Genomic DNA, 15900 nt, shown 5'->3' with positions numbered 1-15900 from the left:
TTTTGTCTGCCAAGTTCTTCTGGTTCCTGCCCACCAACGGTGACAGCCGGTCGATCGTGGGGGCGTCGCACGCGTCGGCGCACCACACGATTCCCGACGGGTACCGCGCGCCGACCCGGCGGTACCTGGCCGAGGTGGCCAGGGCGGCCGACCGGCTCGGCTTCGAGGGAGTGCTCACACCGACCGGAACATGGTGCGAGGACGCGTGGTTGACGGCGTCGTCGCTGCTGGCCGAGACGGAGCGGCTGAAGTTTCTCGTGGCGTTCCGGCCCGGGCTGGTACCGCCCACCCTTGCCGCGCAGCAGGCGGCGACGTTGCAGCGGTTCTCCGACGGCCGCCTGTTGCTCAATGTGGTCAGCGGTGGCGACGACCTCGAGCAGCGGCGGTTCGGTGACTGGCTCGGCCACGACGAGCGTTACGCGCGCACCGGGGAATTCCTGCAGATCGTCAAATCGGTCTGGAGCCAGGAGTCCTACGACTTCGATGGCGAGTACTACAAGGTCCGCGACGGTCGCGTGTCGCAGCCGCCGAACCCGTTGCCGGAGTTCTACTTTGGCGGGTCATCCGCGGCGGCGCTGCCCATTGCCGCCGAGCACGTGGATGTCTATCTGACGTGGGGTGAGCCGCCGCAGGCCGCAGCGGCCAAGATCAACGAGGTGCGCACGCTGGCGCGGGCGCGCGGTCGCGATCTGCGCTTCGGCATCCGGCTGCACACGATCACCCGCGACACGTCGGAGGCCGCGTGGGCGGTCGCGCAGGAATTGGTGGATGAGCTGACGCCCGATCAGATCGCACAGGCCACCACGCTGCATGCCAGCTCGGAGTCCGAGGGGCAGCGCCGGATGACCGCCCTGCACGGCGGGCGCACCGACAATCTGGAGATCTACCCGAACCTGTGGGCCGGCGTCGGCCTGGTCCGCGGCGGAGCCGGAACGGCGCTGGTCGGCAGCCACCAAGAGGTCGCCAACCTGATCTGGGAGTACCACACGGTCGGGTTCGACGAGTTCATCCTGTCCGGCTATCCGCATCTCGAGGAGGCCTACTGGTTCGCCGAGGGCGTCTTCCCGTTGCTGCGTGCGAAGGGCGTGCTCGCCGCCTGAACGCGGGCGCCGACGCCGAGATCCCGCCATCCGCTACTATCTGCGTATGAATGCAGATAAGCAGCTGGCTGATGACCACGCGCATCTGGTGGTCGAGGTCTTCCGCATGTTGGCCGATGCCACCCGCGTGCAGCTGCTGTGGGCACTGATCGACGGTGAGCTCAGCGTCAACGACCTCGCTGAATGCGTCGCCAAGCCGGCACCGTCGGTATCCCAGCACCTGGCCAAACTTCGCATGGCACGACTGGTCCGCACCCGCCGCGAAGGCACCCAGGTGTTCTATCGACTGGAAAACGACCACGTCCGTCAGCTCGTCACCGACGCGGTCTACAACGCCGAGCACGCGGCAGGCGGGACACCCGCGCACCACCGCGGCGTTCACGAATTGCCGGGCCGGGGGAGCGCCTGATGGGCGCCAGCCACGACCACAGCCACGACCACGATCATCCGAAGGGGTTGCGCGGGGCCATCACAGAGATCTTCGCCCCGCACTCGCATGACGCGGCCGACAGTCTCGACAACGCGCTGGAGGCCAGTGCTGCCGGCATTCGCGCAGTGAAGATCAGTCTCGTGGTGCTGGGTGTCACGGCGCTCGCGCAGATCGTCGTGGTCCTGATCTCCGGGTCGATCGCCTTGGCCGCCGACACCGTTCACAATTTCTCCGACGCCCTGACCGCGATACCGCTGTGGATCGCGTTTGCGGTCAGCACCAAGGCCGCAACCCGTCGCTACACCTACGGCTTCGGGCGCGTCGAAGACCTGGCCGGGATGTTCGTCGTCGCGATGATCAGCGTCTCGGCGATCGTTGCGGGGTACGAAGCCATCGGGCGGTTGATCAATCCGCGACCGATCGAACATCTCGGCTGGGTGGCGCTGGCCGGACTGCTGGGCTTCGTCGGCAACGAATCGGTTGCGCTGTACCGTATTCGGGTCGGACGCCGAATCGGGTCAGCCGCGTTGGTCGCCGACGGGTTGCACGCTCGCACCGACGGCTTCACATCCTTGGCGGTGGTGATCGGTGCGGGCGGTGTCGCCCTCGGCTTCCCGCTGGCCGATCCGATCGTCGGGCTGGTGATCACCGTGGCCATTCTGGCGGTATTGCGCACCGCGGTCCGGGATGTGTTCCGCCGCTTGATGGATGGCGTAGATCCCACGTTCATCGATACCGCAGAGACCACCCTGGCCGCTCGGCCCGGAGTGCGGTCGGTGCGCAGCGTGCGGATGCGCTGGATCGGTCACCGGCTGCACGCCGATGCCGAACTCGACATCGATCCTGATCTCACACTGGCCGAAGCGCACCAAATCGCCCACGGCGCCGAACATGCGCTCAGTCACGCGATCCCGAAACTGGATAACGCTGTGGTGCACGCCTATCCGGCGCATACGCATCAACAAACGTACTGAATGCCGATTCCCGGTGGCGGCGTCACCTGGCGCGCGCAGGCGTAGGCGTCGACTCCGTCGGCGGACAGGCGCACCGCCGACTGCTTGGCGTAGTTGACGCAGACCAACGCATCGGCATCGGTCCGGCACCGGTAGTCGGCGAACGACAGCGAAGTGTCATACGGCAATTCGCGGCCCTGCCCATACGTGAACCGGCCGGGATCGCCGTGCGCCGAACCGACCTGGACTCCTGCGCCGTCGAAATCGACCCAGCCGCCCTTCCACTGTCCGTACACATCGGGCGGGCGTGGCGGCGGATCGGTGAGCTCCACCAGGCAGGCCAACCCCGGCGAGCCATGGTTGGCATCGGTCATGCAGGTTGTGCCGGCCGGTGTCGTGAACGCGATGTCGTCGCCGAGTTCGGTCGTGACCGAGCCGCGCAACGCGATGTGGTACTGAGCGGCGTCGATCGGCGGCCCGGCCTCGATCCACTTGATGGCCTCGGCGATCGGCGCGCCGGCCGCGGGCGCCGGTACCGCGGAGGTGGTCGGCGTGGCGGAGGGCGACGCCGACGATGACGTGGCAGAGCGTGACGGTGTGATCGGAGTCAGTTGGGTCTGCTTCGCCTGGCCGCCTGTCGACCCGGAACATCCCGCGACCAGCAGCGACGCGGTGAGCAACACGGCGATTCGCATCCCGACAGGCTAGCGGCCTTGTCCCGTCCGGGTTGTCAGGCGCGTCGAGGAGCCAGATGTTCGCTACCGTCGTGTGATGCACGAACACACCGTCCGCGCCACCACGGGCAGCGGCGTCGTCGAGGGGTTCACCCGCAGCGGAGTGAACAGGTGGCGTTCGATTCCCTACGCCCGCCCGCCGGTCGGGGCCTTGCGATTCCGCGCGCCGCAACCGCCGCAGCCCTGGCGCGGTGTGCGGTACTGCCACGGCTTCGCCAACTGTGCCCCCCAGCAGCGGCGATACACGATGTTGGGGGTGGGCAAGTATCAGCCGATGGGCGAGGACTGCCTGACGCTCAATGTGGTGACTCCGCAATGGGCGGGCGCCGAGCCCGATCACGAACCGCTGCCGGTGATGTTCTTCATCCACGGCGGTGGCTATCTGATGGGCAGCTCGGCCACCCCGATTTACGACGGCGCCGCACTGGCCCGCCGGGGTTGCGTCTATGTGTCGGTGAATTACCGGCTTGGCGCGCTCGGCTGCGTGGACCTGTCGTCGCTGTCGACGCCGCAGACCCCGATCGACAGCAACCTGTTCCTGCGCGATCTCGTGATGGCGCTGCGCTGGGTGCGTGACAACATCGGCGCGTTCGGTGGCGATCCCGCCAACGTGACGATCTTCGGCGAGAGCGCAGGCGCCCATGCCGTCGCGACGCTCTTGGCCGTTCCGGACGCCGAAGGCCTTTTCGCCCAAGCCATTTCCGAAAGTCCCGCCTCCGGGCTGGTGAGCGGCCCGGAGACCGCCGCCAAGATCGCCGGCAAGTTCGCCACCCTGTTGGGTGCGGGTCCTGACAACGGTGCGGAAACACTGATGCAGGCCCGGCCGCGGGATCTGGTCGACGCGCTGGACACGCTGCTTGCCCGCAGCCTCACCGAGATGGACGGCGCGTTCTCCCTCGGCCCGACCTACGGCGACGAGGTCCTGCCCGATGATCCCGTCGCCGCGATGCGGGCGGGCGCGGCCCACAAGGTGCCGCTGATCGTCGGAACCAATGCCGACGAGGGCCGGCTGTTCACCCGATTCATGAAGCTGCTGCCGACTACCGAATCGGCGATCGAGCGTCTGCTGTCGGGCGCCGATCCGCAAGCGCGGGAACGGATTACCGCCGCCTACCCGGGCTATCCGCGCGCGGATGCCTGCGTGGCGCTCGGTGGCGACTTCGCCTTCGGGACGGCCGCCTGGCAGATCGCCGAGGCGCACACCGCCCATGCACCCACCTACGTGTATCGCTACGACTACGCGCCGCGGACCTTGCACTGGTCGGGTCTGGGCGCCACTCACGCGACCGAGTTGTTGGCCGTCTTCGACATCTACCGCACCCGGTTCGGCTCGGCCCTGACAGCCGCCATGGATCGGCGCTCGGCGCTGACGGTCAGTCGCGACCTGCAGACGAGGTGGCGCGGTTTCAGCCGCACGGGCGTGCCGGGCGACGACTGGCCGCGCTACACCGATCCGGAGCGCCCGGTGCTGGTGTTCGATCGGCGCACCCGGGTCGAGTACGACCCACACGCTCATCGCCGCACAGCGTGGGAAGGGTTCTCGCTCGCGAGCCGCTAGCCTGACCAGGCGCGAGTTGACACCCGTCAAGAAATGGCGGGAAAACCCTTCGTCGGGCCGCTGATCTGTCCTAGGTTGGTCGCGTGCAGACCAATGACATCGTCATCGAACGGCCCAGTGACCTGACCGCGCAGTGGCTCGCCGCCGCCATCGGGGCTCCGGTGACCGGATTCACCATCGACCGTATCGGCACCGGCCAGATGAGCGAGTGCTATCGCGTCGGACTGAGCTGCGACGACGGCGCCGACGGCCCGGCCTCGATGGTTCTCAAGGTCGCCGCCACCGATCCGACGAGCAGGCAGACTGGCCTCGCTCTGGGGCTCTACGAGCGTGAGGTGAAGTTCTACTCCGACATCGCACCGCGCCTTGGCGGCCCGGTCGCCGAGTGCTATCACAGCGCATACGACCCCGAGACGGGCATCTTCTCGCTCCTGCTCGACGACGCGGCTCCCGCCGAGGTCGGTAACGAAATCCAGGGCGCCACAGTCGCAGACGCCGTGTTGGCATTGACCGAGCTGGGCCGTCTGCACGCTCCCGTGATCGGCAGCGATCACCTGGCGCACGCCGACTGGCTTACCCGTGCGGCGCCGCTCAACCAGGCATTGGTCGCTTCGCTGTGGGCCGGGTTCGCCGACCGCTACGCCGATGCGATCACCCCGGATCAGCGGCTGGTGTGCGAGCGGCTGGTGGAGAGCTTCGATGCCTATCTGGCCGAGGAAGCCGTGTCCGACCGGATCAAGGGTCTGGTGCACGGCGACTACCGGTTGGACAACCTGCTGTTCGGCCGGCCCGGGTCGCGGCGTGATCTGACCGTCGTCGACTGGCAGACGGTCACCTGGGGGCCGGCCATGACCGACGTTGCCTACTTCATCGGATGTGCGGTCGCCGTCGAGGACCGACGCGCCCACTACGACGAACTGCTGCGCGCGTATCACCAAGGGCTGGGCCATGATTCGCCGCTGACGCTCGAGGATGTGCGCGACGGTGTGCGCCGCCAGAGTTTTGCCGGCGTGATGATGGCGGTGGTGTCGTCGATGCTCGTCGAGCGTACCGATCGCGGGGACGAGATGTTCTTGACCATGCTCGACCGGCACACGAGTCATGTGCTCGACACCGGGGCCCTGGATATCCTGCCCGCACCCGAGGCGCCGCAGGCATTGATACCCGACCCCGCGGACGAGGGCGCCCACCCGCCGGGCGAGGAGCCGCTCTGGAACGAAAGCTGGTACTGGGATTTCGCCGATCCGGCGCAGGGTGTCGGCGGCTGGATCCGGCTCGGCCTGGTGCCCAATCAGAACGTGGCGTGGATCAATGCGCTGGTGTGCGGGCCCGAAGTGCCGACCGTCGCGTTGGTGAACTTCGAGGCTCCGCTGCCCACCGACCCGGCACTGGCCCGAGCAGACGGTGCCGAACTGCGCCACGGCGCGATCACGCCGCTTGCCACCTACCGCGTCGAAGTCCGCGGCACCGCAGCAGAATACGACGATCCATCAGCTCTGCTGCGTGACGAGCCCGGCCGGCCGGTCGAGCTGGCGATGGACCTCACCTGGACGTCGGTGGGCATTCCGTATGCGTACCGCATCACCACGCGCTACGAAATCCCTTGCACGATAACCGGAACCGTCACGATCGGCGGTCGCGTTCTCGAGTTCGAGGCTGTCCCGGGGCAGCGCGACCACTCCTACGGGGTACGTGACTGGTGGAGTATGGACTGGGTCTGGAGTGCGCTGCACCTCGAGGACGGCACGCATCTGCACGGTGTCGACATCCGCATTCCGGGCATCTCGCCGGTCAGCGTCGGCTACCTCCAGCGCTCCGGCGACCCGGTCACCGAGACGACGAGCGTCACCGCAGATGCGACGTTCGCCGACAACGGATTACCCCTGACCACGACCATCGTCTATGAGCCGGGACCGGTGCAGGCGACGGTCGACGTCCGCGGTCATGCTCCGGTCCGGCTGGTCGGCCCCGACGGCCAGATCAGCCAATTTCCACGGTCCTGGGTCACGGTCGAGACCGCGGACGGCAGAAGCGGTGTCGGCTGGGTGGAGTGGAACCGCAATCTCTGATTCGGAGATCACGGAAATATCAGCCTGCTCTCAGCCGCTCGATTTACGCTGCCGTCAAAGCCGATGTGGGGGTGACACCGTGGCGGACAACCTAGAGCCGAGCAGGGGGTCGGTCTTCGCGCAAGTCATCGTGCTGCCGTTGGGTACCGCCCTGTCCGGCGTGCTCACCTGGTTCCTGTTCGGAAACCTCTACGGCGCATTGGTGTTTGTCGTTCTGTTCGTCATCGGCGCCGTGACCGAGACCGTACGGCAGAGGCGCGCCAAGTCTCAGCTGGACCAAGCCGACGTCGCGATGGGGGACTACATCTCGCGATTGCGGGACGCCGCACACGATTCGGGCGTGGACTTGAATGCGCCGCCGCGGGAAGGCGTCTAAAGTCCCGCCGCGTTGTCGTCGAGGTCGTCGCGGCGCAACGCCATCGGGGTCGTCGCCGGAAGATCGCCTCCGGCGATGACCTGCCGGGTGATCGGCGTGAGTGCCTGGAACAACCGCTCCACCGCCGCATCGTCGAGGGCACTCAACGCACCGAGCGCAAGAGTGTCGGTCCGCAACTCGATGTGCTCCTTCAATGCGCGCCCGGCGTCGGTGAGAGTGCATGTGGGCGTCAGTAATCCGCGCTCCCCGAGCGAGCGAACGCAGGCGTCCCACTCCTCGTCGGAATAGTCCCGGCTGCGTTTGATGAAATCGGCAGGCACCGCCCCGGCGGCGACGTGGAAGACGTTGGACTCACGGCCACTGATGCCCTCGCTCACCAGGGTCGCCACATGGCCGTCCCCGCGATGCTCGCGCAGCAGTGTCGTCGCGTGCCACAGGCTTGTCAGCGGGGTGTCGGGCCACTCCAGCGCCAGGTTGGCCGCGAACAGCGGCCGGCCGTCCGGTGGTGCGTTGCGGGCTGCCACGCCGGCCAGTTCGGCGGCCTCCGCCAGCCCCGGTGTCTCGTCGCTCAGGCCGTAGCCGCGCAGCGCCGCGACCGCGGTGTCCGACCGTACTGCCACCATGTCGGCCGGCGTAGCGATGTCCCAGATCGCCGGCACTGCTTTGCGCACCCGCTCGGCCGAGAAGTTGTAGAAGACCGCGGCCACCACTTCGGCAGGCGCCCGGCCCAGCGGCGCGGACCGGGCGGCGAAGTAGCCGCGCCAGAATCCGACGAACCCCATGGCGTCCAACGCGGTTCGCACGCCCGGAGCGAAGTAGGTGATGCCGTGAACCGGTTCGTAGCGGTCGAAGAAGCGACGCGCCAACTCAGGTGATCTGCTCACCCCTGTAGTCAACCACCACAGCTGAACCCCTCAGTGCACGCCCGCTTGGTATCTTGCACGCGGACGTGCGGAAACCCGCGCCGCCAGGCGAATTCTGGGAGGTCATGATGCGACGGATGATGGTGTTGCCGCGGCTCGGTGCCATGCTCGCAGCCGTTGGCCTTGCCGGTGCGGCGCTGGCCGGCTGCTCGTTCAACGTGAGCACCGGTGTCTCGGTGTCGAAGACGGATCTCGAGAAGGACATCTCCCAGCGCCTGGAGAAGGAGGGCCAGAAGCCGCAGACGGTGACCTGTAAGGACGATCTGAAGGGCGAGGTCGGCAAGACCACGCGCTGCGAGGTGGTGCTGAGCAGCGACAACAGCTTTGAACCCGTTGTCACCGTCACCAAGGTCGAGGGCACTACGGTGAGTTACGACATGGAGCCGGCGCTGTCCAAGGCGCAGCTGGAGAAGGGTGTGTCCACCCTGCTGTCCAACGCCTCCAGCGTCACGGTCGACTCGGTGAATTGCGATGGTGGCTTGGAAGGAAAGCAGGGCACCGAGACTCATTGCGACGTCACGGCCGACGGCGTCACCTCGAAGCGCACCGTCGTCGTCACGCGGGTCGAGGGCCTGATGATGTACTTCAACGTCCTGCCGGTGCTCGAGAAAGCGCAGGTCGAGAGCTCGCTGCTGGATCAGCTCGCCACCCAGTTGGGGAGCAGGCCGGATTCCGCCGACTGCACGGACAACCTGGAGGGCAAGGTCGGCAACTCCATCACCTGCACGGTGGTGGCCGGCTCGGAGACCCAGGATTTCACCTTGACCGTCACCGCTGTCAAAGGTGACCGGATCGACTTCAACTACAAGCCCGCGGCCTGATTCAGCTCGGCCGAGGGGAGAGGTCCTCGGCCAGCGCGGCGGCCGATTCGTCGATGATGGCGCGCATGGCGCGTTCGGCGGCCACCTCATCGCGCAGCCGAACCGCCCGCGCCACCTCGTCGTGCAGTTCGATCGCCTCCGGGTTGGGCCGGGTGGGCATCATGCCGTGATGGGTTCGCCCGGCAAGCACCTCGGCGACAACGTCGTTGAGCGCACGGAACATCTCGTTACCACTGGCCTCCAGCAGGGTGCGGTGAAAGATCTTGTCCGCCAGCAGATATGCTTCCAAATCGCCGGCGCGGCCATGGACCACCATGTCCGAGACGGCGGCGGCCATGATGCGGCACTGATGCGGGTCGGCGCGCCGTGCGGCCAGTGCGGCTGCCGCCGGTTCGAAACCACGTCGCAACTCCGACAACGACATCAGTTGCGCGGCGCGGTCACCGGCGTCCAGCCGCCAACGAATCACCCTGGGGTCGAACACATTCCACTTGGTGGACGGCTGGATCGTGATACCCACCCGCCGCCGGGGAGCGACCATCCGCATGGACTCCAGGACCCGGATGGCTTCGCGGGCCACCGAACGGGACACGCCGTGTTCGGTGCTGACGCCGTCGAGGGTCAGCACCTGGCCGGGTTGGTAGCGCCCCGAGACGATGCCTTCACCCAGCGCGGTGAGCACATTGCTGTGCAACTCGCTCACCATCGGCTCGGACGTCACGGATACATCTTGTCATACGCAGCGCAAATGACATTAAAAACAGATTCAACACGCTAAAACCTTGCAAAGGTAAGACTATTAATGAATGCTGTGTGGCATGGAGCACAGCGGGGTAGACGCAGGCATGGAAGACGGGGCCTCACCCATCGTCGTCATGGGGGTGTCCGGCTCGGGAAAATCGACCGTCGGCGCGGCGCTGGCCCAGCGGCTGCGCGTGCCGTTCGCCGACGCCGATGACTTTCACCCGCCGGCCAATATCGCCAAGATGACCGCAGGACACGCACTGGACGATGACGACCGCTACCCGTGGCTGGAGGCCATCGGCGAGTGGCTCGCCGGGCACAGTGCGGGTGGCGTGATGAGCTGCTCGGCACTCAAACGCAAGTACCGTGACCAACTGAGGCGACACTGCGCCGACGTCAGATTCCTTCACCTGAGTGGAACGCACGACGTCATCGCCCGCCGGCAGGCAAGCAGGCCCGGCCATTTCATGCCCGCGGCCTTGCTCGCTTCGCAATTCGAAACCCTCGAACCCCTCGATGCCGACGAGCACGGCATCAGCATCGACGTCGATCAGAGCATCGATTCGATCGTCGACACCTACGTATCCCGTGTTGAAGGAGATGGACGCCGATGAATCTGCACGCCACCTTATTGGCCGAGGCGCCAAAGCTTGCGACACCGGTGGCGCCGGGTTGGCAGCTCATCCTGGCGTTCCTCGCGGGCATCGCGGTGATCGTCGTCCTGATCACGCTCATTCACCTGCATCCGTTCCTGGCGTTGATTTTTGGTGCGCTGACCGTCGGCATCGTCGCCGGTGAGAACTTGGAGAAGGTGCTGAAATCGTTCTCCGACGGTTTCGGATCCACCGCCGCCGGGGTCGGTATCCTGATCGCCCTCGGCGCGATGTTCGCCAAACTCCTCGCGGATTCCGGCGGCGCCGACGAGATCGTCGACACGATCGTCGGCCACGCGTCCCCGCGCGCCCTGCCGTGGGCGATGGCCTTGGTGGGAGCGATCATCGGCCTGCCGATGTTCTTCGAGATTGGCCTTGTCCTGCTGATGCCGGTCATCTACCTGGTCGCGCGGCGCTCCAACCTCTCGCTGATCACGATCGGAATCCCTGCGCTGGCGGGACTTTCGGCGATGCACGGTTTCGTCCCGCCGCATCCGGGGCCGTTGACCGCGATCAGCCTGCTGCACGCCGACCTGGGCCTGACACTGGCTCTGGGTGTCGCGGTGGCGATTCCGACGATCATCGTAGCCGGACCGTTGTTCGGGAAGCTGGCCGGCCGCTGGGTCGTCGTGGCGGCGCCAGATACCTTCGCGTCCGGGTCGGCAGCGCTGGGGCCCGAAGGTGAGGTGATTCCCGACGAGAACACCGGTGTTCGCCGCCCGTCGTTCTCGATGACCATGTTCAGCGTGCTGCTGCCCGTGGTCCTGATGCTGGGCAAGGCCCTCGTGGACATCTTCATCGACGACGAGAACCAATGGTTCCGAGTCACTTTCGACGTCCTCGGCACCCCACTCGTCGCGCTGCTGATCGCCGTCATCGTCGGCATCTTCACCCTCGGCCGGGGGGCCGGGATGTCCAGGGCAGACGTGATGAAATGCGTGGAGTCGGGTCTGCCCCCGGTGGCGGGCATCATCCTGATCGTCGCCGCGGGTGGCGGCTTCAAGCAGGTCCTGGTTGACAGCGGCATCGGCACACTGCTGGCGGACTGGGCCAAGAGCGCCAACGTCTCCGTGATCTTGCTGGCCTGGGTGCTCGCCGTGCTGATCCGGCTGGCGACCGGCTCCGCGACGGTGGCCACCATCACCGCCTCGGCCCTGGTGCTCGAGTTGGTGAATGGCCTCGGCACGAGCCAGGTGTCGCTGGTCGTGCTTGCCGTCGGGGCCGGCTCGCTGTTCTTCTCGCACGTGAACGACGCCGGATTCTGGTTGGTCAACCAGTACTTCCGGATCACGGTTGGTCAGACCATCAAGACCTGGTCAGTGATGGAGACGATCTTGTCGGTGGCGGGTCTGCTCGTCGTCCTGCTGCTCAGCCTCGTGATCTGACCGCAGTTTTCAGCCCTGGAGGACCTGCGTGCCACCGGCAAGTTCGTCGTGCTTGCCCTGCTTGGTCGGGCTGTTGTTGATCGTCACGCCGATGACGATCTCGGCGACGAACCCGAGCAGCGGGCCCACGAACGGGATGATCGACAGCAGCATGAACGAATTGCGGATGGCCGACTGCTGGGCGGTCGGCTTGGCCGCGCCGCCCGGTCCCTGGACGCGCAACCCGAGGATCTTCTTGCCCGGCGTCCACCCCTGGCTGACTTCGAACCCGACGAAGTAGGCGAACGGGATGAGGGCCAGAACCACGCCCGCGATGAAGCTGTAACTGTCAGAGCCCCAGAACGGCAAGGACACCAGGAACACCACGATGCCGGTGATGATCCAGTCGATGACGCGGGCGCCGAGGCGAATCCACACCCCGCCCGGCTGGCCGGCACCCGGCACCGGCGGCGGGTAGCCGCCGCCGTAACCCGGTCCGCCGAACTGCTGAGGTGGCGGATAGCCGGGCGCACCCTGCGGGGGTGGCGGCGGGTATCCGCCGGCCGGACCTGCCGGTGGCGGCGGGGGGTAACTGGACGGCGGCGGATAGCTGCCGGGCTGGCCGGTCGGCGGCGGAGGGGGATAGCCTCCGGGCGGCCCGTACGCGTTGGGGTCGTAGTCACCCGTGGTCATGATCGCTCCCTCCGCTGAAGTAAGTCCGGCCCAATCTACCTTGGCGCGGTGACTCCGCAGGGGCTTGGCTTCGGCGCGATCGAAACGGCTCAGTGCCTGGCTAACTTCTTAGCTTGTTTCTTCGCTTGCTTACTGGCCTTCTTCGCGCGGGCGCGGGTGGTGTCGACCACATCGCTGCTCTGATCCCTAGCGGCATCGGCAAATTCGGCTCCGCGCTCGCGGGCGACCTCGGCGAGCTCGGCTCCGCGCTCGCGGGCGATCTCGGCGAATTCGGCACCCCGTTTGAGGGCGGTCTCGAGAAGTGGGGCGGTGCGCTCTCCGGCGGCCACCGCCAGTTCGCGGCCGCGCTCCGCGCCGACCTGCAGGCCATGGCCGACTTTCGGGCCCACCTTGTCCAGCAGCTCGCTGTCCAGCAGGCCCTGACTCGATCCGGGCAAACCGCCCGAGACGGCCTCGGTGACCTTGCGAGCGGCGCGACGCCCGCGCCAGCCCAGTGACGGTTTTCCTGCGGTGTCGGCAGAGGCGATGATCAGCCCACCGACCAGGCTGAGATCGGTCAGGAACGCGCGGCGCTTCTCGGCCTTGAGTTGTTGGTCGGGCTCGTCCCAGAACATGTGCGCACCGAGGTTGGCCGGAATCACGGTGCCCGCCAACGCCGCCGAGGCGAGCCGGGGCAATCGTCCGGACGCCAGCAGCAACCCGCCGCCGATCTGGACGGCGGCGTTGATCTTCGCGAACGTCTCGGCGTCGCGGGGCACGCCCGAGCCGACCGGGTCGGGTAGCTTCTGCAACCCTTCGAGAGCGGGCCGGGCGGCTTCGGCGGCCGGCTTCGGGCTTCTCAGTGCCTCGAATCCCTGGCCGATGAATACCGCTGCCAACATGGGCCGGGCAACTCTGCGAATCAACATGGCGGCGGGGTTCCCTACGGACTATGAGGTCAAACCCTTGCGGTCAGCTGCGGAGGTGGCGCATCCACAACGGGTAGGCCACCCACGCACTGAGCATCGCCACGGCGGACACTACGCCGGCGATGACGCCGGCCGATTCGCTGACCACTGCGCCGAACACGACCACGGCAACGCCGGCGAGTGCGGCACCCAGCAGCAGGAGCCCCCACAACGCGAATCGATGGGCGGCCGACACCAGCGGCCGGACCTTGTGCCGACGGAACAACAGCCGGTGCATGCCCACCGGCGCGACCAGAAGCACCGTCGCCGCCAGCGAGCACGTCACCGTGGCGAGATAGGTCGCGTGCAGCCCGGGGCTCAGCTGGGCGAACCGATCTTGGAACGGCAGGGTCAGCAGGAATCCGGTCAGCAACTGGACGCCGGTCTGCGTCACCCGGAGTTCCTGAAGCAGGCTGTACCAATTGCGGTCCAGCCGCTGCGCTTCACTCTCGGACCGGGCCGCGGCATTCCACCGCTGGTCCAGCTCGGGATGGTCGACATCCACCTGGAGGAAATTCCCCGAACCCGACTGCGGAAACATCACCGGGTCGGGCTCGTTGCCCTGACGTCAATGCGCCACATCGAGGGAGTCGGCGCGCTCAGCCTGGGCTTCGGGACCAGGTCCCTCGAACGCGCGCCCGCGCTGCTCGGCCTGTGGAGTGCCGGTGAACAGCGTGGCGTTCGCCCGGCGCCGCCGGGGGGCATTGTCGTGGTTCTGTAGAGCGCCGGACGGTCCACGGAACTCCTCGACCCGCCACCGGGGAAGGGCGCCTGGGCTGGTGTTTTGCAGCCACCGCACCATTCCCTCGCGTACGGCGCATCTGAGATCGAAGAGCGCGCCGGCGTTGCCCGCGCTGACCAGCATCCGCACCCGGACGTATCCGCCCACCGCGTCGGTGACCTGGAGCACGCCGACTCGGCCGTCCCACAGGTCGCTGTCCGACAACAGGCGGTCCAGCTCGGCACGCATGCCGTCCAGCGGGACGGTGAAATCGACGTCGAGTTCGGCGGTACCGAGCAACTCGGTCGCCTGGCGAGTCCAGTTCTGGAACGGGGTCGTCGTGAAATAGGTGCACGGCAGTACCAGACGGCGCTCATCCCAGAGGTGCACGACGACATAGGTCAGCGTGATCTCCTCGATACGACCCCATTCGTCCTCGAGCACCACCACGTCTCCGACGCGAATCGCGTCCGAAAAGGCGATCTGTATGCCGGCGAACGCCGCGCCCAGCGAGGTCTGCGCGGCCAGACCGGCAACCACCGACAGCACGCCTGCCGACGCGAACAGTGTTCGACCGAGGTCGACGAAAGCCGGGAAGGTCATCAACGCTGCCGCGGTGCCGATGACGACCACGATGGCGATCGCGATTCGGCGCAGCAGGGTGACCTGTGTGCGGATCTTTCGGCGGTGGCGATCGGCATCGGTCATCTCGGTGTCCCCACCGCCGAATCGGCTGATGACCCGCCGCTCGGCGACCATGACGAGGCTGCTCACCACCCAGGTGAACGCGGCGATGAGCATGATCAGCAGGAGTTGATGGACATTGTTGCGCCAGAAGGCGTCTTCGTCGGTCACCCGGTCGAACGCGGTGAGCGCCGCGATCATCATCAGCGCGGCGCGCGCGGGTCGGCGGGTGAGGGAAGCCACGTCGCCGAGCAACTCGCTTCGGCGCCCCAGGCGATGCAGCGTCCAGGACAACATCACTCCGGCCAGATATGCCACCGCCAGGGCCCCCGCAACCCAGGCGGCCATGACGGCGAACGTGGTGGCAGAGGTGAATTCGCTGGTTTCAGGCATCAGTCGGTGGAACCCCCGAGATCGGAACATCGTCGATGTATGGCCCTCGTCGGCCTCGATCAGGCGTACCCGTCACGCCCGGACATTACGGGTGCGCCGACTCATTGAGACAGCCATCACACTGCGCGGTGCGGGATCGTCTCAGGTCAGCAGCAGGCGGGCCGAGGCCTCCAGCCTCGCGGCGATCTCGGTATAGGAGGCATATCCCATGCCGGCCCGCACCAGCGCGCCGGCATAGAGCTGTTCAAGAGACTCGACGACGTCCGAATCACTTTGCGTACCAAGGGCAGATGTCAACCGCTGGTGTATTTCGCGGCCGATGCGGAAGCGTAGGTGTTCGACATCGGGATCCTTGCCCAGCAGCGCGGTCGTGACGGCGCCGGCGAGTTCGGGCTCGTCGGCGACCAGTAATGCGATGTGTCGCAGCACGCCCACCACGCGCTCGACCGGGTCAGGAGAATCGTCGGGCGGAACCGGGGTCGAGGCCAGCCTGCGCCAGAACACCTCGGCCACCAGATGTTCTTTGGACGAGAAATATGTGTAGGCCGTCGCCGCGCCGACACCGGCTTCGGCGGCCACCATCCGGATCGTCAGGCCGGAGAATCCCTCTCGGCTCAGCACGTCGACCGCGGCGCGACCCAACCGGTCGACCGTAGCGGCCTGCTTTGCTGTCAACCGGCGTCGCGTCGATTCCCGAGCTACCGGATCAGACACATGTCCGGACGCTACTACAAGCC

At 66.9% G+C, this 15900-nt stretch carries 17 protein-coding genes; 9 read left to right on the top strand and 8 right to left on the bottom strand.

The window, feature by feature from the left end; translation table 11 throughout:
- Window positions 1-2: 2 nt before the first annotated feature.
- Genes HPC46_RS10805 through HPC46_RS10795 form a run of 3 tightly spaced genes read left to right on the top strand, consistent with a single transcriptional unit; the run spans window position 3 to window position 2504 of the window.
- A complete protein-coding gene (locus HPC46_RS10805; RefSeq protein ID WP_179469598.1) occupies window positions 3-1100 on the top strand; it encodes an LLM class flavin-dependent oxidoreductase in 1098 nt (365 codons plus the stop codon).
- A 46-nt stretch (window positions 1101-1146) separates the two neighbouring features.
- The gene (locus HPC46_RS10800) at window positions 1147-1509 is read left to right on the top strand and encodes an ArsR/SmtB family transcription factor (protein ID WP_179469596.1); all 363 of its coding nucleotides are present in this window, start codon (window positions 1147-1149) and stop codon (window positions 1507-1509) included.
- Entirely contained in the window at window positions 1509-2504 is a 996-nt protein-coding gene (locus HPC46_RS10795; protein WP_179469594.1) for a cation diffusion facilitator family transporter, read from the top strand. Before HPC46_RS10800 ends, HPC46_RS10795 begins: the two co-directional genes overlap by 1 nt.
- Here HPC46_RS10795 and HPC46_RS10790 read toward each other — a convergent pair.
- Entirely contained in the window at window positions 2489-3178 is a 690-nt protein-coding gene (locus HPC46_RS10790; RefSeq protein ID WP_179469592.1) for a hypothetical protein, read from the bottom strand. The genes HPC46_RS10795 and HPC46_RS10790 overlap by 16 nt on opposite strands.
- 76 nt (window positions 3179-3254) lie before the next feature.
- Here HPC46_RS10790 and HPC46_RS10785 point away from each other — a divergent pair, with 76 nt between their 5' ends.
- The 3 genes from HPC46_RS10785 to HPC46_RS10775 all read left to right on the top strand — a co-directional run bounded on the left by HPC46_RS10785 (window position 3255) and on the right by HPC46_RS10775 (window position 7220).
- On the top strand, window positions 3255-4775 hold the full coding sequence (locus HPC46_RS10785; protein WP_179469590.1) for a carboxylesterase/lipase family protein: 1521 nt from the start codon (window positions 3255-3257) through the stop codon (window positions 4773-4775).
- Between the two features lie 83 nt (window positions 4776-4858).
- Window positions 4859-6844 carry a DUF7064 domain-containing protein gene (locus HPC46_RS10780; protein WP_179469588.1) on the top strand — a complete coding sequence of 662 codons (1986 nt, stop codon included), beginning with the start codon at window positions 4859-4861 and terminating at the stop codon, window positions 6842-6844.
- Window positions 6845-6923: 79 nt separating this feature from the next.
- A complete protein-coding gene (locus tag HPC46_RS10775; RefSeq protein WP_179469586.1) occupies window positions 6924-7220 on the top strand; it encodes a hypothetical protein in 297 nt (98 codons plus the stop codon).
- Here HPC46_RS10775 and HPC46_RS10770 read toward each other — a convergent pair.
- Complete coding sequence (locus HPC46_RS10770) at window positions 7217-8104, bottom strand: SCO6745 family protein (RefSeq protein ID WP_179469584.1); 888 nt, start codon at window positions 8102-8104, stop codon at window positions 7217-7219. The genes HPC46_RS10775 and HPC46_RS10770 overlap by 4 nt on opposite strands.
- 65 nt (window positions 8105-8169) lie before the next feature.
- Between HPC46_RS10770 and HPC46_RS10765 the strand changes: the two genes are divergently transcribed.
- Window positions 8170-8964 carry a DUF4333 domain-containing protein gene (locus HPC46_RS10765; protein WP_325096623.1) on the top strand — a complete coding sequence of 265 codons (795 nt, stop codon included), beginning with the start codon at window positions 8170-8172 and terminating at the stop codon, window positions 8962-8964.
- Between the two features lies 1 nt (window position 8965).
- Here HPC46_RS10765 and HPC46_RS10760 read toward each other — a convergent pair whose 3' ends face one another.
- The gene (locus HPC46_RS10760; protein WP_179469796.1) at window positions 8966-9670 is read right to left on the bottom strand and encodes a FadR/GntR family transcriptional regulator; all 705 of its coding nucleotides are present in this window, start codon (window positions 9668-9670) and stop codon (window positions 8966-8968) included.
- A 112-nt stretch (window positions 9671-9782) separates the two neighbouring features.
- Here HPC46_RS10760 and HPC46_RS10755 point away from each other — a divergent pair, with 112 nt between their 5' ends.
- On the top strand, window positions 9783-10322 hold the full coding sequence (locus tag HPC46_RS10755; protein WP_233716360.1) for a gluconokinase: 540 nt from the start codon (window positions 9783-9785) through the stop codon (window positions 10320-10322).
- Entirely contained in the window at window positions 10319-11746 is a 1428-nt protein-coding gene (locus HPC46_RS10750) for a GntP family permease (protein WP_179469580.1), read from the top strand. The genes HPC46_RS10755 and HPC46_RS10750 overlap by 4 nt, the downstream gene beginning before the upstream one ends.
- A gap of 9 nt (window positions 11747-11755) precedes the next feature.
- Here HPC46_RS10750 and HPC46_RS10745 read toward each other — a convergent pair whose 3' ends face one another.
- From HPC46_RS10745 to HPC46_RS10725, 5 genes are all read right to left on the bottom strand, one after another.
- Window positions 11756-12418 carry an RDD family protein gene (locus HPC46_RS10745; RefSeq protein WP_179469578.1) on the bottom strand — a complete coding sequence of 221 codons (663 nt, stop codon included), beginning with the start codon at window positions 12416-12418 and terminating at the stop codon, window positions 11756-11758.
- 89 nt (window positions 12419-12507) lie between these two features.
- Window positions 12508-13326, bottom strand: coding sequence for a DoxX family protein (locus HPC46_RS10740; RefSeq protein WP_179469576.1), 819 nt, complete (start codon window positions 13324-13326; stop codon window positions 12508-12510).
- Window positions 13327-13369: 43 nt separating this feature from the next.
- Window positions 13370-13870, bottom strand: a complete 501-nt coding sequence (locus HPC46_RS10735; RefSeq protein ID WP_179469794.1) for a DUF6328 family protein — start codon at window positions 13868-13870, stop codon at window positions 13370-13372.
- Window positions 13871-13933: 63 nt separating this feature from the next.
- Complete coding sequence (locus HPC46_RS10730; RefSeq protein WP_179469574.1) at window positions 13934-15163, bottom strand: mechanosensitive ion channel family protein; 1230 nt, start codon at window positions 15161-15163, stop codon at window positions 13934-13936.
- Between the two features lie 141 nt (window positions 15164-15304).
- Window positions 15305-15877, bottom strand: a complete 573-nt coding sequence (locus HPC46_RS10725; protein ID WP_179469572.1) for a TetR family transcriptional regulator — start codon at window positions 15875-15877, stop codon at window positions 15305-15307.
- Window positions 15878-15900: the final 23 nt, after the last annotated feature.

The sequence above is a fragment of the Mycolicibacterium vinylchloridicum genome, assembly GCF_013404075.1.
Lineage (GTDB): Bacteria > Actinomycetota > Actinomycetes > Mycobacteriales > Mycobacteriaceae > Mycobacterium > Mycobacterium vinylchloridicum.
This window is presented reverse-complemented; position numbering and strand designations above follow the sequence as displayed.